General features: G+C 40.9%; 16 protein-coding genes. 2 read left to right on the top strand and 14 right to left on the bottom strand.

The annotated features are described in order from the left end of the window. Window positions 1-2: 2 nt before the first annotated feature. The 9 genes from P3L40_RS19805 to P3L40_RS19765 form a co-directional block, all read right to left on the bottom strand. Entirely contained in the window at window positions 3-1,043 is a 1,041-nt protein-coding gene (locus P3L40_RS19805) for a zinc-dependent dehydrogenase (RefSeq protein WP_036958064.1), read from the bottom strand. 37 nt (window positions 1,044-1,080) lie between these two features. Continuing rightward, window positions 1,081-1,890 (bottom strand): class I fructose-bisphosphate aldolase, encoded by an 810-nt coding sequence (locus P3L40_RS19800; protein ID WP_004259316.1) that lies wholly within the window; start codon window positions 1,888-1,890, stop codon window positions 1,081-1,083. A 30-nt stretch (window positions 1,891-1,920) separates the two neighbouring features. Continuing rightward, window positions 1,921-2,880: a D-2-hydroxyacid dehydrogenase gene (locus P3L40_RS19795; RefSeq protein ID WP_136134278.1), complete on the bottom strand. Its 960-nt coding sequence runs from the start codon at window positions 2,878-2,880 to the stop codon at window positions 1,921-1,923. A 244-nt stretch (window positions 2,881-3,124) separates the two neighbouring features. Beyond that, window positions 3,125-4,378, bottom strand: a complete 1,254-nt coding sequence (locus P3L40_RS19790; RefSeq protein ID WP_094961608.1) for an amino acid deaminase — start codon at window positions 4,376-4,378, stop codon at window positions 3,125-3,127. A 21-nt stretch (window positions 4,379-4,399) separates the two neighbouring features. Further along, the gene (locus tag P3L40_RS19785; protein WP_004259327.1) at window positions 4,400-5,851 is read right to left on the bottom strand and encodes a sodium:solute symporter family protein; all 1,452 of its coding nucleotides are present in this window, start codon (window positions 5,849-5,851) and stop codon (window positions 4,400-4,402) included. A gap of 24 nt (window positions 5,852-5,875) precedes the next feature. Further along, a complete protein-coding gene (locus tag P3L40_RS19780; RefSeq protein WP_136134276.1) occupies window positions 5,876-6,268 on the bottom strand; it encodes a RidA family protein in 393 nt (130 codons plus the stop codon). 13 nt (window positions 6,269-6,281) lie between these two features. After that, the gene (locus tag P3L40_RS19775; protein WP_196731962.1) at window positions 6,282-7,718 is read right to left on the bottom strand and encodes an N-acyl-D-amino-acid deacylase family protein; all 1,437 of its coding nucleotides are present in this window, start codon (window positions 7,716-7,718) and stop codon (window positions 6,282-6,284) included. An 18-nt stretch (window positions 7,719-7,736) separates the two neighbouring features. Next, window positions 7,737-8,363 (bottom strand): 2-dehydro-3-deoxy-6-phosphogalactonate aldolase, encoded by a 627-nt coding sequence (locus tag P3L40_RS19770; protein WP_136134274.1) that lies wholly within the window; start codon window positions 8,361-8,363, stop codon window positions 7,737-7,739. A 33-nt stretch (window positions 8,364-8,396) separates the two neighbouring features. Continuing rightward, a complete protein-coding gene (locus P3L40_RS19765; RefSeq protein WP_196731961.1) occupies window positions 8,397-9,392 on the bottom strand; it encodes a 2-dehydro-3-deoxygalactonokinase in 996 nt (331 codons plus the stop codon). Between the two features lie 245 nt (window positions 9,393-9,637). Between P3L40_RS19765 and P3L40_RS19760 the strand changes: the two genes are divergently transcribed. Beyond that, the gene (locus P3L40_RS19760; RefSeq protein WP_228677404.1) at window positions 9,638-10,420 is read left to right on the top strand and encodes an IclR family transcriptional regulator; all 783 of its coding nucleotides are present in this window, start codon (window positions 9,638-9,640) and stop codon (window positions 10,418-10,420) included. Between the two features lie 116 nt (window positions 10,421-10,536). On the opposite strand, the gene narI is transcribed toward P3L40_RS19760, so the two are convergent. From narI to P3L40_RS19735, 5 genes are all read right to left on the bottom strand, one after another. Beyond that, a complete protein-coding gene (narI, locus tag P3L40_RS19755) occupies window positions 10,537-11,214 on the bottom strand; it encodes a respiratory nitrate reductase subunit gamma (protein ID WP_004259342.1) in 678 nt (225 codons plus the stop codon). After that, a complete protein-coding gene (narJ, locus tag P3L40_RS19750) occupies window positions 11,211-11,933 on the bottom strand; it encodes a nitrate reductase molybdenum cofactor assembly chaperone (protein WP_136134272.1) in 723 nt (240 codons plus the stop codon). The genes narI and narJ overlap by 4 nt, the downstream gene beginning before the upstream one ends. After that, complete coding sequence (gene narH, locus P3L40_RS19745) at window positions 11,930-13,471, bottom strand: nitrate reductase subunit beta (RefSeq protein ID WP_094962391.1); 1,542 nt, start codon at window positions 13,469-13,471, stop codon at window positions 11,930-11,932. Before narH ends, narJ begins: the two co-directional genes overlap by 4 nt. After that, a complete protein-coding gene (locus P3L40_RS19740; RefSeq protein ID WP_136134270.1) occupies window positions 13,471-17,232 on the bottom strand; it encodes a nitrate reductase subunit alpha in 3,762 nt (1,253 codons plus the stop codon). The genes narH and P3L40_RS19740 overlap by 1 nt, the downstream gene beginning before the upstream one ends. Before the next feature lie 67 nt (window positions 17,233-17,299). Further along, window positions 17,300-18,700: a NarK family nitrate/nitrite MFS transporter gene (locus tag P3L40_RS19735; RefSeq protein WP_004259355.1), complete on the bottom strand. Its 1,401-nt coding sequence runs from the start codon at window positions 18,698-18,700 to the stop codon at window positions 17,300-17,302. A 331-nt stretch (window positions 18,701-19,031) separates the two neighbouring features. Here P3L40_RS19735 and narX point away from each other — a divergent pair, with 331 nt between their 5' ends. Next, on the top strand, window positions 19,032-20,774 hold the full coding sequence (narX, locus tag P3L40_RS19730; protein ID WP_164565572.1) for a nitrate/nitrite two-component system sensor histidine kinase NarX: 1,743 nt from the start codon (window positions 19,032-19,034) through the stop codon (window positions 20,772-20,774). The last annotated feature ends 9 nt before the right edge of the window (window positions 20,775-20,783 follow it).

Genomic DNA, 20,783 nt, shown 5'->3' with positions numbered 1-20,783 from the left:
TTTTAATTGTTATGTATAATAATTTTAATCGCGTCACCTTTTTGAGCGGTTGCCATGGCCTCGTTGATCTCATCTAAAACAAATCGGTGAGTCACTAATTTCTCAATATCAATTAAGCCAGAAGAAATCAGTGTCAAAGCTTGTTGGTATCCTTCCCGGCTTAACGCACTGGCTCCCGTAAGAATAAGCTCGTTGTAGTGAATAATATTGACATCAATTTGCGCCATATCATCTTTTGAAAAACCAGCGAACAAGTTAACTCGCCCGCCTTTTCTAGCGAGTTCCAACGCAGGATTAACTAATCCAGGGATGCCAATGGCAATAATCACAACATCTGCCCCCACACCTTCCGTCAAGCCTTTTACGACATCCAGTAAGTTTTCTTGCTGGCTATTAACGACGCGTGTTGCACCGCAATTTAACGCAGCCTGTTGGCGCTGTTCATTGAGTTCACTCACAATAATATTTGTCGCACCTGAGAAACGTGCAAGTTGCACGTGCATTAACCCGATAGGCCCCGCACCAATAATGACCACCGTATCACCGAGCTCAATACCCACATTTTTTTGTCCATTGATACAGCAAGCTAACGGCTCAGCTAACGCTGCGGCTTCAAAAGACATCCCTTGCGGTATCTTAAAGACATTACCCGATGACAAAGCAACCTCTGGTATTCGAACATATTCCGCAAAAGCGCCATCAAATTCATAACCGATTGCTTGGCGGTTTAAACAGACATTTTCTTTACCGATACGACAATAAACACAAGAACGGCATGGCACGACAGGATCAACAGCGATTGCGTCACCGACTTTTAGGTCAGTCACATTTTCACCGACTTCGACAATTTCCCCTGAAAATTCATGTCCTATTACAGAAGGGTAACGCACACCTTTAGTTTTTTTACCTGAAATAATCCGTCCGTCAGTTCCACAAATCGCGGCTGCTTTGACTTTAATAACCACATCGCCTTTACCAACTTGTGGATATTTAACGTCTGCCACTCTAAGTTCATTAGGCGCATACAATACCGCTGCTTTCATTTTTTCCTCCCCTATGCATAACAGCTATGAACGTTAGTTATTTGCCACCAGCTTGCTTATATTCCGCGATAGCTTGGTCAACCGAACAATCATCATTAATTAATGCATTCAGAGCCTTAATGACTGCTGTTGGGTTTTCGTGCTGCCATACGAAGCGCCCGTATGTCACACCACCAACACCAATATCTAATGCTTTACGTGTATTTGTTAGGAAGCTAACAAGATCACTCCCCATATCACCGCCAGCTAAAGCAACCATTGCTGGGCAGCTATCAACGACTGATTTAAATGTCTCAGGGGAACCTGACCAAAGTGTTTTGATGATATCGACACCTAGCTCAGCGCCTGCGCGAACACAGTAAGCGAGATTTTTCGCATCAAAACTATCTTCAATCATTGGACCTTTTGGATAAATATGCGCGACTAAAGGCAGTCCCGCGGAAGCAGCGGCTTTTGATACTTGACCTAAAAATGTCAATTGCTGTGCTTGTTCAGGTCCGCCCATAATACAACCGACTGAAATTGCATCTGCTCCTAAACGAATCGCTTCTTCAACGTCAGCAACGGGTGTGTCATAAGCTTCATGGTAAGGTATGGAATAACTTGTCGCTTTCATGATGATAGAAACATCGGAAGCAACATACGGAGGATAAACCTTTTCAATAATACCTTTATGCATCGTAATGGCATCAGGTGCACCCGCAACAACCTGTTTCATGACAGATTTAATATCACCAATTCCCGGTAATACACCACGTGTAATCGGATGATCCATAGTAATCGCAAGAAGGCGGCCAGATTTTTTATTTAATAATCTTTTTAAACGAATTTCTTTTCCTAAAAACATATTAATGACCTCTTTAAATCAATGAGTGAATTAATTAACTAAATTTTGAGGATGGCCAGATAAAAAGGCTTCGATATTGTCCATCATCATGTCTGATAAGGTTTGTATGGCTTCAAAACTAGCCCATGAAATATGAGGGGTAAGAATAAAATTTGATAACTGAGTTAATTTCATCATATAGCTTTCTTTTTCGGGTGGTTCTGAAATACAAACATCAAACCCTGCACCTAATATTTTATTATTTATTAGAGCGCCATATAATGCTTCTTCATTAACGATCCCACCTCGTGCTGTATTAATTAAAATACAAGACGGTTTCATCTGTTCGAATTCTGAAAAGCTAATTAAATCCTTGGTGGATTTGAGTAATGGACAATGAATAGAAATAATATCACTTTTCGCAATAACATCCTCAAATGGTGTATATAGTGGGCCCATATTATTCGTGCCTTTGTATGTGGAAAATAACACCTTCATACCAAAAGCTTTTGCGATATCAGCAACTGCCTTACCTAAGACACCATCACCAATAATACCAAGCGTCGACCCAGCTAAATTATTAATTTTATAATCAAAATAACAAAACTGGCCTGATTCTTGCCAACGACCATTTCGTACTGATTGTGCATAGGCTAATAAGCTACGACGTAAGGCTAAAATCAAGGTAAACGTATGCTCAGGCACTGTATTTATTGCATAATTTCTGATGTTAGAAACTAATATATTACGCTCATTACAAGCACCAATATCAATCACATCCGTTCCTGTTGCAGCGACAGAAATGAATTTGAGTTGCTTTGCAGATTCAATAATTTTTTTAGTGATTTTTACTTTATTGGTAATAATAATGTCTGCATTTTTCACTCGCTCAATGATTTCATCTTCCGATGTTTTCCCATATAGTTCTAAACTATATTCTTTATTTATTTTCTTAATATTTATTCCTTCAGGGAAAGTGCCATGATCGAGAAACACGATTTTAACTGTCATTTTTATTACCCCCCAATTAATCAACAAAATGAATGTCAATTAGACTTTTTGATTTAATAAAATTATATAATTCGCTTATCAGGAAGGCATTGTAAGAATGACTAGTTTTTAACGTGAAAAATTGAATATAATTGTGCAAATGCACAATTTGTTATGAATTCGATCACAAGAATGTGATGAATAAAAAAATCGGCCACTTAAAACAAGTGACCGATATAAAATAAAGTGAGTTAATAATACAACATTAGAAAAAGGTCGGCATTTCCTCTATAACATCATATTTATCATCAACAAGATAAATCACTTTCCATTTATCAAATGTAATACAGGGGTGAGATGTCCCAAATATTAGTATATCGCCAACTTGGAAATCACAATTTTCATCAAAAGATAAAATGGCATGTTGGTCCATTAAACCGACTGTTTTTGCACTATTAGTTTGAAAACAGACTGGCTTATCCTCTCGATATTGCATTAAAGGCTGAGGCAAACCTGCATCAAAGGCGACATCCCTTTTACCAAAATTAACAATCGCTCGTCCTTTCTCAGGCACAGACTGAATTAATGCCACGATTTCCATCGCTGGCATTAAATCGCCATCTAACTGGCAGGCCACACTATCCCGCATTTTCAATGCGTTCTGGGCTTCATCATAAATACCGTGGTCATGTGTAATATAGCATCCAGGGCGGATCACAAACCGAATAGGTTTAGAAAGATGAAACTCTGCCATCTTTTTACTGACCAGATCATACCAAACTGAACCTGCCCCAGTTATTAATAACTCCCCTGAATAGCGTGCAAATACACCTAAGTTATCCAGTTTTTGACTGGTGGTTAACACTCGCTGTAAAAATTGCTGTATCTCTTCAATATCCTTTTGGGCATCATCGCTATGAATAACGCCTTCGTAGAATTCAATGCCAGCAATCATTAAAGAAGGAAGTTTGGTTAACTCATTTGCCAATGTGATGGCTTCTTCTTCACTTCGACATCCACAGCGTCCACCATTAACCCCTAACTCAATCAGAACATTTATGGTTAAATCTAATGATGAAAAAATGGCAGCCAGCTGTTTTGCATGAATCACATTATCAACACAACAATAAATATTGGCTTGATTTAATTGCACTAGTTCCGCAAGTAATCGAATATTGCTTTTACCCACGACTTGATTAGCAATAATGATATTCTTAACACCTGACTCCACTGCCACCTTGGCTTGATAAGCTGTTCCTACACTTAGCCCCCATGCACCTTGAGCAATTTGTCGTTTAAAAATGGCAGGCGTCATGGTGGTCTTACCGTGTGGAGACAACGAAACATTCGCCACATTCGAATAATGCTGCATCCATGCAATGTTATTCTCCAATTCATTACGCTTTACTACCACCGCTGGTAAACACACATCCTCATGTAGGACATTCACCGAAATACCATCCTGATTTAATATGGCTGACTTATGAACTACGCCCGCCAATGCATTCAGTTTCGTCATTATCTTCCCTCAACTTGCTGGTTACTGACTTTTGGCTGTGTTTTCTCTTTCGTGAGTAATGTTTTCTAGTACTTCTTCACGACTGAGTTTATTCTTTGGTGTTATCAATGTCACAACAACCGCACAGACCAAACTGATGACTAATGCAGGGATTACTGGGTTGCCTAATTTTGCAGACCATTCTGGCGTCAAAATGATCGCTAATGATGTTGAACTCCCCGCAACCAATGCAGCAATACAACCTTGCCAGTTAAAACGATGCCAAAATTTACCCAATAACACGGTCACACACAGGCCTGACATAATCATTGAAATCATTTTTGTAATGTAGCCGATAATGTCATTTGAAGTTAATGCAAAGACAAGTGCTAACAAGATGACGCCAAGTAAGAAGATACGAGATAAATTGATCGCTTTCTCAGGTGGTGGCATCTTACCAGTTACCATCGTATAGATATCACGTAGGATAATAGAAACACCCGCGATAGCATCTGAGCTACCTGATGACATATTGGCAGACATACCTGCAATCAATACCACCATTGCTAATACGTGCGGTAAAGCGTTAGTTGCATATAAGAAAGCAAAGCTGCTGTTTTCTAAATTCGGTTCCATCACATGAGTTGCCATGCCGATAATCGCTGGTAGGAACGAAAAGCCCATATACAGTAAACCTGTAATAATAAAGGACTGACGGATAGCTTTAGTGGATGCCGCTGAATAAATACGTTGGCGATATGACGGTGTCGCTAACACACCAATACCAATGACCACAGCCAATGATATCGCAGGTAAAATGCCTAATTTACCAATACCAAATAAAGTAAAGGCGTCAGGGTCTGTACTCTTAACAACAACATCCCAACCACCAACATAACTTACCGAAGCAACCGCTAGAATGATAAATCCGAGGAATAAAACAATTGATTGCAGTGTATCAATCCATGAAACCGCTTTATAGCCACCAATCCCCACGTAAAAAACAAAGCCAACCGCGATAATGATCTTCGCAACAGTAATATCAATATCTGCCGCCCATGCTAGATATAAGCCGCCTCCAAGAATATGAGCGCCGAGCCAGCCTATCGATGCCAAGAATATTAATAGCGCAACCAAGTTTTTCACTAAACGGCTGCCGCCTGTGTAATAGCAGATCTCTTCACTCATGGTCATAAAGCGATAATTTCTTACTGGTGCAAATAGCCAAGCCGTTAGTAAGATCCCCGTCGCCCCACCAATCCCATACAACATTCCCGCCCAACCATTGGAATAGCCAAAACTGACTGCACCGATACTCGAGCCCGTTCCCACCATCGTCCCGACGGTTGAACCGAGAGTGAGTAGCATCGGGAGCTTTCTTCCACCAAGAATGAAATCTTCACCCGTTTTTTGATGCCTTGTGACATACCAACCCACAAACATCATCACAAATGCATATAACAAAAACCACATTAAGAAATTATTATGTTCCATAGTAGCCTCTCATCGCCTTAGCAATTAAGATTTGAATTTGCTGTTGAAGCAGGTAATATCCACTTCAACCATACAATCGACGACAAGGTCAGCGACAAAGCACACCCGTGCAGGTGGATTATCTGCAAAGAATTGCTGAAATACTTTATTAAAAGATTGGAAATAGCGCGCATCACTTAATACCACTTTCATATGCACAATATCTTGCGTCGCAAATCCCACATCTTTCATAATGTTTAAACAATTCTCGATAGCCAATTTAGATTGAGCGATAATTCCGCCATCAATCACTTCCCCGTCAATCATGGGTGTTTGCCCTGAAACATACAGCCATCCGTCAGCTAACACGGCCTTAGCAAAAGGCAAAGATTGCCCGCCAGTACCTTTTGAGCCTTCAATTCCGAATCTTTTAATCATTTTTATCTCTCTTTTATTTATTTCTTTCTAAGAATTTACCTGCTCTATTCCCTGTCATTTCTTTTTTGGTATAGGTCAGAACACCATTAACAAACACATATTCAATACCATCCGCTTTTTGTTTTGGGTCTTGGAACGTGGCTGTTTCATTAATTTTTTTAGGGTCAAATACAACGATATCTGCGAAATAATTTTCTTGGATAAGGCCTCTATCCTTTAAAGAAAAACGTTGTGCTGACATGCCTGTCATTTTGTAAATCGCGGTGGTCATTGGGAAAAGCTGCTCATCACGGCTATAGTGGCTAATAACTCGTGGGAAAGTTCCCCAAAGGCGTGGATGTGGATTAGGGTCACGTGGTAAGCCATCAGAACCCACCATACTGCTTGGATGCTGTAACACACGACGAACATCATCTTCGTGCATTTGGAAATAAATCGCTCCCGCAGGAACAATTTTTTCAGCAACTTGGAAAACATCGCTACTCCACATAGCGGCTATTTCTTTTAATGTCTTACCCGCAACGTCAGGGAATGGTGTCGACCAAGTTATTAGGATGTCATAGTCTTCAGTAACTTGTGTGATATCTAAGTTTGATGAACCCGCACGATATGGGTAACAATCACAATTGATATCCTGCATGGCTTGGTATTTTTCAATGAGGGCAAGCGTTTCTTTTGTACGTCCCCAGTTTTTTGCACCAGCGCACTTATGGTGGGAAATTTGCACAGGAACTTTTGCATGACGGCCGATATGGAAGGCTTCATGCATCGCATCAATGATACCGTCATATTCAGTTCGCATATGAGTGGTATAAATACCCTGATGCTCTGCTAATAATTCAGCCAACTCACAAATTTCTTCAGTCGAAGAATTAATTGCGTTACCGTAAGATAAACCAGTGCTTAATCCTAAAGCCCCTTCATCTAACGCACAGGCCAATACTTGCTTCATATGAGCGATATTGTCTGGTGTCGCGGGTTTTAATAAGTCTGTCACACAATTATTTCTTAAGGTTGTATGCCCTATTAACGTCGCAACATTAACGGTTGGCATCACATTATTAATTTTTTGTTTATAACTGGCTAAATCAGCAAATTGAAATTCGTTTAACTCACCTAATAAATTAATTGGGTCAGGAACTTCATCCTTTAATGTTGCACACGCTGCACTGATACCACAATTACCAACAATAATTGTCGTTACACCTTGTGATGTTTTTTCAATATATTCAGGCTTATCAATCACAATTAAATCGTCATGAGTATGCACATCAATAAATCCAGGTGATAAAATCAAGCCTGAGCAGTCAATTATTTTTTCAGTATCTTCACTTATATTTTTTGATATTTTAATAATCCGTTCATCTTTAACTGCAATATCACTGACAAACTCGCTTTTACCACTACCATCTATTACAGTGGCATTTTTAAAAACATAATCGTATTTCATTTTAATATCTCTTTAGGATTAATTAGTTTGATTTTTAAATGCGATATATGCAGATATAAATGCTTTCGCTTTTTCTCTGGTTTTCTCTGGTGTTTGGCCTATTTGGTAAAGATCATTTCCCAGTCCTGCACCATGGCAGCCAATATCTAGGTATTCATGCAGATTATTCGGAGTTATGCCTCCTACCGCATAAATAGCAATATTTTTTGGGAGCACTGACATCAGCGATTTCACATAATTAACCCCAAAAGGCGCTGTAGGGAAAATTTTTAAATTAACAGCACCGGCGTCAATCGCGGTAAAAGCTTCTGTTGCTGTTGCACAACCTGGAAATATTTCCATCTTATTTTCAAGAGCAGTAGTGATCACAGAAACATTAATATTGGGAGTGACAATAATTTTAGCGTTCATTATTGCCAACTTTTCAACATTACTTTTATTGAGTACAGTACCGGCACCAATTTTCAATTTATCTCCATAGTTTTCAATCGCTAATGGAATACTTTTTTCCCACTCGGGAGAGTTAAGAGGAATTTCTATATAATTAAAACCTTCATCTGCAAGGATAGCGATATGTTCTAAAACTTCGTCAGGTTTTATTCCCCGTAATATTGCAATAAGTGGTATTTCATTTTTAGAATTCATAACAATCACCTAATAAAAAACCATTAATAGTATTTATTTGTATTGCATTTCTTTTAATATTGAAATTGCACCCAATCCAGAAAAAGGTTGTTCCTTTTTATCGTCTAATAGGCGTATTTCCCCAGTGAAATAACTATCATTTTTAATTAATTCTTTAAGTGCATCTGCTAAAATAGGTTTTCCACTAATAACGATTTTTATATCGCTAGTAATATTAAGAGCTTGGCTATGTTTTATTGCGAGTAAATCTGACGCCAAAATAGCTCCCAATAAAAAACTTGAGCGTTGGTCAAGTGTCGCTTCCGTAAAAAGGTCTAGTAGCCTCACCGAAAAACAACTTCTCGCAATCCCCACTTGTAGACTAAGTTCAGCACCTCTGCGTAAATATTCTTTATCTAAATATTGAACAAACTGGTGTTCTAAAGAACTGGCTAAGATAGTCTGGTGCGTTAATGTATCGAAAATTTCCCCTGCCATCGTTGTTGCCAATGCAACCACATTATTTTTTTCATCAAGACGTACAAACTTAGAATGTGACCCAGGTAAAATGACTAAGGCAGGGCCAAGATCCGGTTGCTGTGTTAAAATGCCAAAAACTTCAACTTCTTCACCGCGCATTACATCTATACTTTCAATTGAATCAAACGTCATATTTGCCACGTTATTTTTAACGCCTGGTATAAAAATAATCGGTTTTTCACTGATCTCTTTGATAACACAAGGCATTGTGGCTTTAGCAAGTTGCTGCATTGAAACGGGGGTCACTTGGTGAGGTAAGTGACACAGCCCAATTTCGGATGTAATCATACCTGATGCAACGAGCTGATAATTTTCTCTTTCTTCGGCACTCACCCCTGACAACAGCTTATCTAGTACTGTTTTTATCGATTGAATTAACAGCGTTTTATCGCCATTTTTTGCACAATCCCTAATACCAACTTCAACACTTTGTTCACGAACAACCGTGTTATTTTTCCATGCTCTAACTCGGGTATTCGTTGTCCCTGTATCAATGGTCACTATCAACATGTTTATCCCTTTAAAATAACGGAACATCGTTCCTCTTTTAATAACATACATCAAAAATTAGGAATGTCGTTCCGTTTTTGTAAGAATAACGACAGCGATCACAATCAAAAAGTCAAACTCAATGAAGATCAATACATTACGTACTGCATGTTTTTTCAGAGAAAAAGGTAACATCGAGGTAAAAATGGAACGACGTTTAAAAAATGAGTACAATGAGAGGGCTTAGCGTGAGTGAGGAACCTACGATGACGAAAGAAAGTCAAGCAAACTCGTCGAATATCGACAGAGTACTGACCATACTTGAAGAGATTAGTAACCATTCTGACGGAATTTCTTTGGCCGAATTGGTCAAAAATACGGAGATTCCAAAAACCACGGCTTTTCGCGTATTAGAAACACTAAAAGAGCGTCAATATGTCAGCTTAGACCATCTTACAGAACGCTATAACCTTGACTTAAAAAGCCTCGAATTAGGCATTAAAGGCTTAATGAATGTTAATTTAGTTGAAGTTTCAATCCCTTATTTAAAAACGTTGTCGAGTTCAACGTTTGAAACTTGCTTTTTAGGGGTTTATAACAGTGGCCATGTGGTCTACCTCTATAAAAGTGAAGGAACGCTATCCATTCAAACCTCCGCAAAACTGGGTGCTCGACTACCCGCTTATTGTACTGGTATAGGGAAAGCTTTATTAGCCTTCCAACCGTTAGAAGAAATTGATGCAGTACTGGATAAACCATTAACCAAATACACTGAAAAAACAGTTATCGACCGCATGAAATTGTATGAAGTTTTGGCTGATATTCGTTTAAAAGGCTTTTCTTTAGATGATGAAGAAAATGAAGAAGGGCTCACCTGTGTGGCAAGGCCGATATTTAATTATACCGGTAATATTATCGGCGCGATTAGTGTCGCTGGGCCGACTCACAGAATGGTTTCCAAAATAGACCGTGTTAATGAAGAACTTGCCCACGTTTGCTTACTGATTTCCCGCCGCCTTGGCTATATTGAGCCAACCAACACTAAATAAAACAAAAAACCCCATCTCCTATGAGATGGGGCGCCAAAATAGCAATATTTGTTGTTTACACAAGAACAAGTTGTACAAAAGCAATGTATTGGCCCACCTCCTTGTGGAACCCAAACCTAATGGCGATTTCTCACCAATTGATACCGACGAGTCAGGTATTCGATAGGTGCACTCCAAATGTGCACTAAACGGCAGAATGGGAAGAGTAAAAATATCGTCATCCCCAACACAATATGCAGTTTAAAAACAATGCCAACCCCTTCAAGGTAATTGGATGCCCCCCAATGGAATGTCACAATAGACTGTGCCCATCCCACTAATTTCAACATTTCGCTACCATCCATATGTTGTGCTGAGAAGGGAATGGTGAGTAATCCTAAGCAAACTTGCACCACCAGCAAGGTTAAGATCATGATGTCACCAAAGGATGAAGTTGCTCTCACTCGTGGGTTTGTCAGGCGGCGCTTCAATAGCATCGCGCCACCAATTAACATCATCACACCTGCTGATCCCCCACCTATCATCGCCATTAACTGCTTAATGTGCATTGGCAGAAAAGATTCATACATCCAATGAGGCGTTAACATACCTAAAAAGTGCCCGACAAAAATCCCAATAATCCCCAAATGGAATAAGTTTGATGCCAAACGCATGTTCTTTTTATCCAACATTTGGCTGGAACCCGCTCGCCACGTGTATTGCCCGTAATCGTAACGTAACCAACTACCGACAATAAATACCGTCCCAGCGATATAGGGGTAAATATCGAAGAAAAATTGATTGATAAAATTCATTTTTGAACTCCTACATGGCTGCCCACACTGAGATCCAAATACTGTGGTACCACCGCATTGGCGAAGCGATGTTGATGCGCTGCAACTTCGCTACCACATGTTTTTTCATCGGCAAAAAATTTCACTTGCTCCTCTTCCCAAACTGCATCTAGCGCCTCTGGGGTATCATCCCGTACTTCGGTTGCTACTTGTTTGCTTAATTGCTCCGCAGCAATGTCGCTATGGGAAAGCTCAAGTAAAAAATCAAATAAAACAGAGAAACGGCTTTCTCGCTGTTTCAACCTTTCCCCTAACAGCGCTAAAATTAGCGCAATATCCTGTAGCCCCTCGATAGTTTCATCGGTCGGTAATGCCGTGAGGTATTCCAAATAAATGGGCAAATGATCGGGTAATTCACGGCAATCAATTTGCAAACCCTGTTGCTGATATTGAGCCATTAAATCAACCATCGCTTGCCCTCGGTCTCGGGATTCGCCATGTACATGCTCAAATAGCAATAATGATGTCGCGCGCCCTCTATCAAACAGTTCACAATATTGCGCCTGCATATCAAGTAAGTCTTCGTTGAGATACTCACGCACAAACACCATCAGTTGAACAGCCCGTGTGACAGGCAGCTCATCAGCCTGTTCTAGCGCTTCAATGAGCTCATCACGATGTAACCAAAGCGCTTCCGAAGGGTATTCCAATAACCGAGAAATCACTTTTAGTGTCATCATAGTGCTTTCTCCTGATTATTTTTTGGTGTGATATCAATGGCGTCAATGCGCCTGCTATTAAATAAATTCGCTTTGCTATCGCTGCCATGGCAACCATCACCAAAACTAAAGCCACAAGCTTTCGCTTCAGGGAATGCTTCACGCGCCAATTCTCGATGACTGGATGGAATGACAAAACGGTCTTCATAGTTAGCAATGGCTAAATAGCGGTACATTTCTTGTGCCTGAGCTTGTGTTAAGCCGACTTGCTCTAATGCACTGGTATCACATTGGTTTTCCACTGTTTCTGCCCGTTTGAAATGGCGCATCGCTAACATACGTTTTAACGCCAATAACACCGGTTCGGTATCTCCTGCGGTTAACAAATTCGCAAGGTATTGCACTGGAATGCGTAAACTTTCGACATCCGGCAATACACCTTTATTAGCTAATAGCCCTGAATCCGCCACTGACTGGATCGGTGACAAAGGTGGTACATACCACACCATTGGTAACGTGCGGTATTCAGGGTGTAATGGCAGAGCTAAGCGCCATTCCATCGCCATTTTGTACACTGGGGATTTCTGTGCCGCATCGATCACACTTAATGGGATCCCTTGTTTTTGCGCTTCTTCAATCACTTTTGGATCATGGGGATCAAGGAAAACATCAAGTTGGCTCTGGTAAAGGTCGGTTTCCTTTTCGACACTGGCAGCTGACTCAATTTTATCGGCGTCATACAGCAATACCCCTAAATAGCGGATACGACCAACACAGGTTTCAGAGCAAACCGTTGGCATGCCTGACTCAATACGTGGGTAACAGAAAATACATTTTTCTGATTTACCGCTTTTCCAATTGAAATAGATTTTTTTATACGGGCAACCAGTTAAGCACATACGCCAGCCACGGCATTTGTCTTGGTCAATCAACACAATACCGTCTTCTGAGCGCTTATAAATTGCACCACTTGGGCAGGTCGCGACGCAAGCTGGGTTTAAACAATGTTCACACAGGCGTGGCAAATACATCATGAACGTATTTTCAAACTGCCCATACATCTCTTTCTGAATATGTTCAAAGTTTTTATCTTGGGCTCGTTTGGCGAATTCACCGCCTAAATCATCTTCCCAGTTTGGTCCCATTTTCACGTTACTCATTCGCTCACCAGTAATTAATGAACGAGGGCGTGCTGTCGGTACGTGCTTATCTTCTTTAGCATTTTTTAAATGGCCGTAGTCATAATTAAACGGCTCATAATAATCATCCAAAGCAGGTACATCTGGGTTAGCGAAGATTTTTGATAAAACGCCAACTTTGTTCCCCATACGTGGAACCAATTTACCCTTAATGGTGCGGATCCAGCCTCCTTTCCATTTTTCTTGGTCTTCCCAATTATGGGGGTAACCAATACCTGGTTTGGTTTCGACGTTATTAAACCATGCGTATTCTACCCCTTCGCGGCTAGTCCACACGTTTTTACAGGTCACTGAGCAAGTGTGACAACCAATACATTTATCAAGGTTTAGCACCATGCCGACTTGAGAACGAATTTTCATTATGCTTTCTCCTTTCCGCTCAAGGTCTGCTGGTAGGCATCACCTTCACCATCCAGCCAGTCAACCTGTTTCATTTTGCGAACAACCACAAATTCATCACGATTAGAACCTACTGTTCCGTAATAATTGAAGCTATAGGCAAGGTGCGCATAGCCACCGATCATATGCGTAGGTTTCGGGCAAACACGCGTGACAGAATTATGAATTCCGCCACGTTGAGCCGTAATTTCAGAGCCTGGTAAGTTGATCAGTCGTTCTTGGGCGTGGTACATCATGATCATGCCATCAGGAATACGTTGGCTAACGATCGCTTTAGCGGTTAATGCACCATTACTGTTAAAAGCTTCAACCCAATCGTTATCTTCAACACCCAGTTCGCGGGCATCTTCTTCGCTAAGCCAAACAACTGGACCACCGCGGCCTAACGTCAACATTAATAAGTTGTCACTGTAAGTAGAGTGGATCCCCCATTTTTGGTGCGGTGTTAAAAAGTTCAGTGCTTTTTCTGGGAATCCATTGGATTTTTTCCCCACAAGTGGCTGAGCCGCTCGAGTGTCAATTGGTGGGCGATACACCACAAGGCTTTCCCCAAAGGCGCGCATCCATTCGTGATCTTGATATAATTGCTGACGACCACTGAGCGTCCGCCATGGGATCATTTCATGCACGTTGGTGTAACAGGCATTGTAGGAAACATGTTCATCTTCCAGCCCTGACCATGTAGGGCTTGAGATAATTTTACGCGGCTGCGCAACAATATCGCGAAAACGGATTTTTTCGTCTTCTTTATAACGAGCAAGATGAGTATGGTCGCGGCCCGTTACTTTGCTTAATGCATCCCATGCTTTTACTGCCACTTGCCCATTGGTTTCAGGTGCAAGTGTTAAAATGACTTCCGCGGCATCAATTGCCGTTTCAATTTTTGGCCGCCCAGCATTGGTACCGTCAGGCTGGGTTTTATTGAGTTTTTTCAAGAAATCAATTTCATCTTGTGTATTCCAATTGATCCCTTTACCACCATTACCCAATTTATCCATCAATGGGCCAAGAGAGGTAAAACGTGCATAAGTATTTGGGTAGTCACGCTCAACACAGATAATATGCGGCGCTGTTTTCCCTGGAATAAGCTCGCATTGCCCTTTTTTCCAATCTCTAACATCAAAAGGCTGTGCCATCTCGGCTGCACTATCATGTTGAATCGGCAGCGTCACCACATCCGTTTCTTTGCCTAAGTGCCCAACGCTGACCTCAGAAAATGCTTTGGCAATCCCCTTATAAATTTCCCAATCGCTTTTGGATTCCCAAGCTGGGTCGACTGCAGCTGATAATGGGTGAATAAATGGATGCATATCCGAGGTATTCATATCGTCTTTTTCATACCAAGTAGCAGTCGGTAAAATAACGTCCGAGAACAGGCAGGTGCTCGACATTCTGAAGTCGAGAGTCACCACTAAGTCAACTTTCCCTTCTGCCGCTTTATCTTGCCATTCCACTTCTTCTGGTTTGACGCCGCCTTGTTGACCTAAGTCTTTGCCTTGAATACCATTTTCAGTTCCTAATAAGTATTTCAGTAAGTATTCATGGCCTTTCCCTGCGGAACCCAATAAATTTGAACGCCAAATAAACAGATTTCGTGGGAAATTTTGAGGGTCATCAGGTTGCTCTGAAGCAAAGCGAATATTCCCTTCTTTCAACTGTTTAACAGTATAATCAGTGGGTGACATTCCTTCACTTTGTGCATTCTTCGCAATATTTAATGGGTTGACATTTAATTGTGGTGCTGACGGCAGCCACCCCATGCGTTCTGCACGTACATTCATATCAACCAAACTGCCGCTAAAGGCTTGCTTATCGGCTAGAGGCGATAACAACTCTTCTGTTGCGACTGTTTCATAACGCCATTGGCTTGAATGGTTATAAAAGAAAGATGTGCTATTCATATGGCGAGGTGGGCGCTGCCAGTCCAAACCAAAGGCTAAAGGTAACCAACCCGTTTGTGGCCGTAATTTCTCTTGCCCAACATAATGAGACCAGCCACCGCCGCTTTGCCCAACGCAACCACAGAAAATCAACATATTGATAATCGCACGATAGGTCATATCCATGTGATACCAATGGTTAATCCCTGCGCCAACAATCACCATAGAACGGCCATGGGTTTTCTCTGCGGTATCGGCAAACTCACGCGCTATGCGAATAATATTTTGGCGGCTAACCCCTGTGACTTTTTCCGCCCACGCAGGTGAATACGCTTTCATATCATCGTAATCAACCGCACAGTTTTCATCACCAAAACCACGGTCAATACCGTAGTTCGCTAGCATTAAATCATAAACACTAGTAACCAATGATTCGCTACCATCAGCTAACTGAATACGTTTAGCGGGCAGTTTATGTAATAAAACATCTTTAAGTTCAACATGCTGGAAGTGCTCACTTTCTAATCCACCAAAGTAAGGAAAACCAACATCGACAAATTCATCATGGCTATCTGCCAAGCTGAGTTTCATTTTAATGTTATGTGCATCTTGCCCAGCACGCGGTTCTAAATTCCATTTTTGGCCGCCATCCCAACGGAATCCCATTGAACCTTGTGGAGCACATAATTCACCTGTCTCTTCATCAATCGCAATAGTTTTCCATTCGGCATTTTTTTCTTCGCCTAATGAATTATGTAAATCAGATGCCCGTAGCATGCGGCCTGCGGCATAAGAACCATCTTCACGCTTATCTAGCATAACAAGCATCGGCATATCGGTATAAGTGCGCACATATTCACGGAAGTATTCCGCTTCACGTTTTACATGGAATTCATTGAGGATCACATGCCCCATCGCCATTGCCATGGCGCTATCCGTTCCTTGTTTCGGGTTCAACCAATGGTCACATAATTTGGCAATTTCCGCGTAGTCTGGCGTCACCGCGACCGTTTTCGTCCCTTTATAACGCACTTCTGCAAAAAAGTGTGCGTCTGGCGTACGCGTTTGCGGTACGTTAGAACCCCAAGCAATAATATAAGACGAGTTGTACCAATCCGCTGATTCAGGTACGTCAGTTTGTTCGCCCCACGTCATGGGTGACGCAGGTGGCAAGTCACAATACCAGTCATAAAAACTTAAGCATGAGCCACCAATTAACGATAAATAGCGAGCACCCGAGGCGTAGGAAACCATCGACATCGCGGGAATTGGTGAAAAGCCAACAATGCGGTCAGGACCAAATTCTTTAATCGTCGCGACGTTCGCTGCCGCAATCAGTTCATTCACCTCCTGCCAGCTTGAGCGAACAAAACCGCCACGACCACGAGCTTGTTTATAGCTTTGTGCCTTCTGTGGGTCATTGATAATAGATAGCCACGCTGCAACAGGGTCTTGCTGCTCCGCTTTTGCTTCACGCCATAGTTTAAGTAAGCGCTTACGCATCATTGGGTATTTAACACGGTTTGCGCTATATAAATACCAAGAGTAACTCGCACCACGAGGGCATCCTCTCGGCTCATGATCAGGTAAATCTGGGCGAGTTCGTGGGTAATCCGTCTGTTGAGTTTCCCAAGTCACTAACCCATTTTTGACATAAATCTTCCAGCTACAAGAGCCCGTACAATTGACACCATGGGTGGAACGCACGACTTTGTCATGCTGCCAGCGGCTACGATAACCATCTTCCCAATCACGGTTTACATTTAACTCTTGCCCGTGATCACCTGAAAAGGTTTCGCCCAACTGCTTAAAATACCGAAATCTATCTAAAAACTTGCTCATCGGATTGCCTCCAAAGAGACGGCGACCGGCGCCGTACATTGCTAAAATTGATTTTTATGACTTGTTATTATTTGTGTTTACGGCCGTATACCAGCCATGTGATAAACACACAGGAAAGATAAAATATAAAAAACACTTTCATTGCATCTGCCGGTGAACCCGTCAGTGTTAATGATGTACCGAACGCTTTTGGAATAAAGAAGCCACCTATTGCACCAATAGCAGAGATAAACCCTAAAGCTGCAGCACTTTCTGTTACCGCCTCTTTTTGGGCTTCTTGCTCTGAAGCTCCTCTTAAGATGGCTTTGTCCATGGTTAATTTACGAAAAACAACAGCAATCATTTGGAAGGTTGAGCCACTGCCTAGCCCTGCCGTTAAAAACAGCACCATAAATACGCCATAAAACGCCCCGAAAGAGCCTCCTTGACCGTTTTCTGGTAACGTAAAAAACAGCAAGCCGGAGAAAACAGCCATGACCACAAAGTTCAGTAATGTGACTTTCACACCACCAAAACGGTCAGATAACATGCCACCGACTGGGCGAGCTAACGCACCGAGGAAAGGACCAAAAAAGGCAAACTTCAAGATAATGACGTCTGGAAACTGGGTTTTCGATAACATTGCGAAACCAGCAGAAAAACCGATAAACGAGCCGAATGTCGCCAGATATAACAGGCTTAATACCCATAGATGGCCACGTTTCAAAACTGGTAATTGTGCTTTAAGAGATGCCTTATTAGCCGCTAAGTCATTCATGCCAAACCAAGCCATCACCGTAAAAAGCAGTAGAAATGGCACCCAAATCCAAGCGGCATTTTCTAACCACAACATTGAGCCATCAGGCTGAGCCGCTCCAGTCCCACCAACGAAAGTAAATACACCAACACCAACGATAAAAGGCGCCACCAATTGCATGACACTGACCCCTAAATTTCCTAGCCCACCATTTAGGCCAAGTGCACCGCCTTGGCGAGCTTTAGGGAAAAAGAAGCTGATATTGGCCATGCTGGATGCAAAGTTAGCGCCGGCAAAACCACAAAGTAGGGAAATAATGACAAAGACTTGATAAGGCGTGGCAGGGTTTTGAATCGCATAACCTAGCCAAATACATGGGATCACTAAAAACAGCGTACTAATAGCAGTCCAACGGCGCCCACCAAAAATAGGAATAACGAATGAATAAGGGACTCTTAATAAAGCACCTGAAACGGAAGGTAATGCGGTTAATAAAAATAATTGGTCTGTCGTAAAATTAAAACCCACTTTATTTAAATTAACCGCAACTGCACTAAATAACATCCATACGCAAAATGCGAGCAATAAACATGGAATAGAAATCCATAAATTACGATTGGCAATACGCTGCCCTGTTTGCTGCCAAAACCGAGTATCTTCAGGACGCCAATCCTGTATAACACCATTATTTGACTGTGCAGCTACACTATTAACATTATCTCGTTGAGACATAAATCACCCCGATAAATACAATTTCTGCTCGCAGTGTGTGGCGAATAGACCACCGTGAAGCTGATCTAAATCAAGAGAGATTTAAATGAAATATGCGTGATTTTTCTCGTTAACCACCAGAGTAGTATTAGGAGTACAAAACAATAATTGATTGAATTAAAACAAAAAAAATCATTGCTTGGTAATTTTATTTGTTGAAATTTAAAGCGAATAATTCAATGGGATATTAAGGAGTAATACCGAAGTGGCATATTCAATTTTATATAATAGAGAAACAATATCTACGTTATCAAAAATAATAAATAAACGTATAGAGTAGAAAGGATCATTTATGTCTATTGCTTATCACCGATTTTCAATCATTAACCAAGTTATTGGTTTAATGCTATTGATTGCCGTACTCGGTATTATTGGCATGACAATTTCAAATAGTATGATTATTAGTGTGCAAGGAAATGCACATGCAATAAATAAATCAGGCTCATTGCGGATGCAAAGTTATCATTTACTTTCATTAGTGCCACTCAACCAATATTCTGACGTATATGTTAGTGAGCTTGAAAAAAATTTATTAAGCAATGAACTAACACAAGTTGTCGATATAGAAGATTTAAATCCGCAATTTGCTGAGCTTTATCAATATTGGGTTACAGAATTAAAACCTGCTCTTAACCATGCAGTTTCTCCTAATGATGCACGTCTCGCGGTCGTTACCTTTGTTAATAAACTCGATGCATTAGTTCGTAATATTGATGAAAAAACAGAACGAAAAATAACCTATGTAGCAATCACTCAAATGGTATTTATTGGCCTCGTTTCATTGCTACTTATTTTTGCTATCTGCCATTTTAGAAAGAAAATTTATACACCTTGGCTTAAGTTACTTCATATGGTGAACGCGATTAGTCACCAAGACTTTAGTCAGCGCTTTCCTGTAGGCAAAAAACAAGATGAGCTAAATTCACTGGGCCATACGTTAAATCAAATGTCGGATGAGCTCGCACAGAGTTACCATCAATTAGAATCTCGAGTTATCGAAAAAACCGCCGATCTGCAAAAGAAAAATAAAGTATTACTCTATTTATACCAATCTAATCGAACCCTACATGCCATTGGGCCACTATCAATAAGGTTAGAAAAAGTGTTATTTGAGCTTAAAAGCTTAATCCCACTGCAAAATATTAGATTGAGGCTATACGAAGAAAACAATGATGCCTGCTTTCATGAAATTCATTGCCCAGAAAACGAGGAGCACTCTCTCAAGTCACCCAAGATGGCTGAACACCTTAAAGTAATATCATGGGAGATTTCTGATAATTTACAGCGTTATGGCATGATTTTAGCTGAAATGGATATAAATCAGCCATTATCTGAAGAACAAAATAATTTAGTGCTGATGCTAGTTAAACAAATCGCTGGAATGCTAGCGATGGAGCACCAATTAGAGCAACAACAGCAGTTACTGATTATGGATGAACGATCGGCGATTGCGAGAGAATTGCATGATTCCATCGCACAATCATTATCTTGCCTCAAAATGCAAATTAGTTATCTGCAAATGCAACCTAAAACATTGCCAACTAAGCACCAAGAACTATTAAACGAAATGCGTAATGAAATAAATTCCGCTTATAGTCAATTACGTGAGCTTTTAACAACCTTCAGACTAAAATTAACTGAACCAGGCCTATTCCCTGCCTTAGAAAGCACAATCCAAGAATTCAGTCAGCGCCTTGGTTTTCAAATTGGATTAAATTACCAAATTCCAGCCAAAAGCCTCTCTCCACATCAATCTATTCATATTATCCAGATAATCCGAGAAGCTTTAAGCAATATTCTCAAACATGCTAATGCAAACTGGTCACAAGTCTCATTAATCGAAAATAACGGATTAATCACCATGGCAATAGAAGATAATGGGGAAGGTATTCAGCCTCAGCCAACAAAAAATAACCATTATGGATTGATTATTATGAGAGAAAGAGCGCTAAGCCTAAATGGGAAATATCAAATTTCCCCAAGAGTTCAGGGTGGCACTATTGTTAATGTCGTATTTCCACTGACTGTGGCTTAATTAAATTGG

Source organism: Providencia sp. PROV040, assembly GCF_032706145.1.
Taxonomy (GTDB): Bacteria; Pseudomonadota; Gammaproteobacteria; order Enterobacterales; family Enterobacteriaceae; genus Providencia; species Providencia hangzhouensis.
This window is presented reverse-complemented; position numbering and strand designations above follow the sequence as displayed.

What these genes read in the sequence shown, in the direction of transcription:
- P3L40_RS19740 (WP_136134270.1), bottom strand. Translation starts at nt 17,232, where the DNA reads ATGAGCAAGTTTTTAGATAGATTTCGGTATTTTAAGCAGTTGGGCGAA.
- P3L40_RS19765 (WP_196731961.1), bottom strand. Translation starts at nt 9,392, where the DNA reads ATGTTGATAGTGACCATTGATACAGGGACAACGAATACCCGAGTTAGA.
- P3L40_RS19800 (WP_004259316.1), bottom strand. Translation starts at nt 1,890, where the DNA reads ATGTTTTTAGGAAAAGAAATTCGTTTAAAAAGATTATTAAATAAAAAA.
- P3L40_RS19805 (WP_036958064.1), bottom strand. Translation starts at nt 1,043, where the DNA reads ATGAAAGCAGCGGTATTGTATGCGCCTAATGAACTTAGAGTGGCAGAC.
- P3L40_RS19785 (WP_004259327.1), bottom strand. Translation starts at nt 5,851, where the DNA reads ATGGAACATAATAATTTCTTAATGTGGTTTTTGTTATATGCATTTGTG.
- P3L40_RS19735 (WP_004259355.1), bottom strand. Translation starts at nt 18,700, where the DNA reads ATGTCTCAACGAGATAATGTTAATAGTGTAGCTGCACAGTCAAATAAT.
- P3L40_RS19780 (WP_136134276.1), bottom strand. Translation starts at nt 6,268, where the DNA reads ATGATTAAAAGATTCGGAATTGAAGGCTCAAAAGGTACTGGCGGGCAA.
- P3L40_RS19795 (WP_136134278.1), bottom strand. Translation starts at nt 2,880, where the DNA reads ATGACAGTTAAAATCGTGTTTCTCGATCATGGCACTTTCCCTGAAGGA.
- P3L40_RS19775 (WP_196731962.1), bottom strand. Translation starts at nt 7,718, where the DNA reads ATGAAATACGATTATGTTTTTAAAAATGCCACTGTAATAGATGGTAGT.
- P3L40_RS19790 (WP_094961608.1), bottom strand. Translation starts at nt 4,378, where the DNA reads ATGACGAAACTGAATGCATTGGCGGGCGTAGTTCATAAGTCAGCCATA.
- narJ (WP_136134272.1), bottom strand. Translation starts at nt 11,933, where the DNA reads ATGATGACACTAAAAGTGATTTCTCGGTTATTGGAATACCCTTCGGAA.
- P3L40_RS19770 (WP_136134274.1), bottom strand. Translation starts at nt 8,363, where the DNA reads ATGAATTCTAAAAATGAAATACCACTTATTGCAATATTACGGGGAATA.
- narI (WP_004259342.1), bottom strand. Translation starts at nt 11,214, where the DNA reads ATGAATTTTATCAATCAATTTTTCTTCGATATTTACCCCTATATCGCT.
- narH (WP_094962391.1), bottom strand. Translation starts at nt 13,471, where the DNA reads ATGAAAATTCGTTCTCAAGTCGGCATGGTGCTAAACCTTGATAAATGT.
- narX (WP_164565572.1), top strand. Translation starts at nt 19,032, where the DNA reads ATGTCTATTGCTTATCACCGATTTTCAATCATTAACCAAGTTATTGGT.
- P3L40_RS19760 (WP_228677404.1), top strand. Translation starts at nt 9,638, where the DNA reads ATGACGAAAGAAAGTCAAGCAAACTCGTCGAATATCGACAGAGTACTG.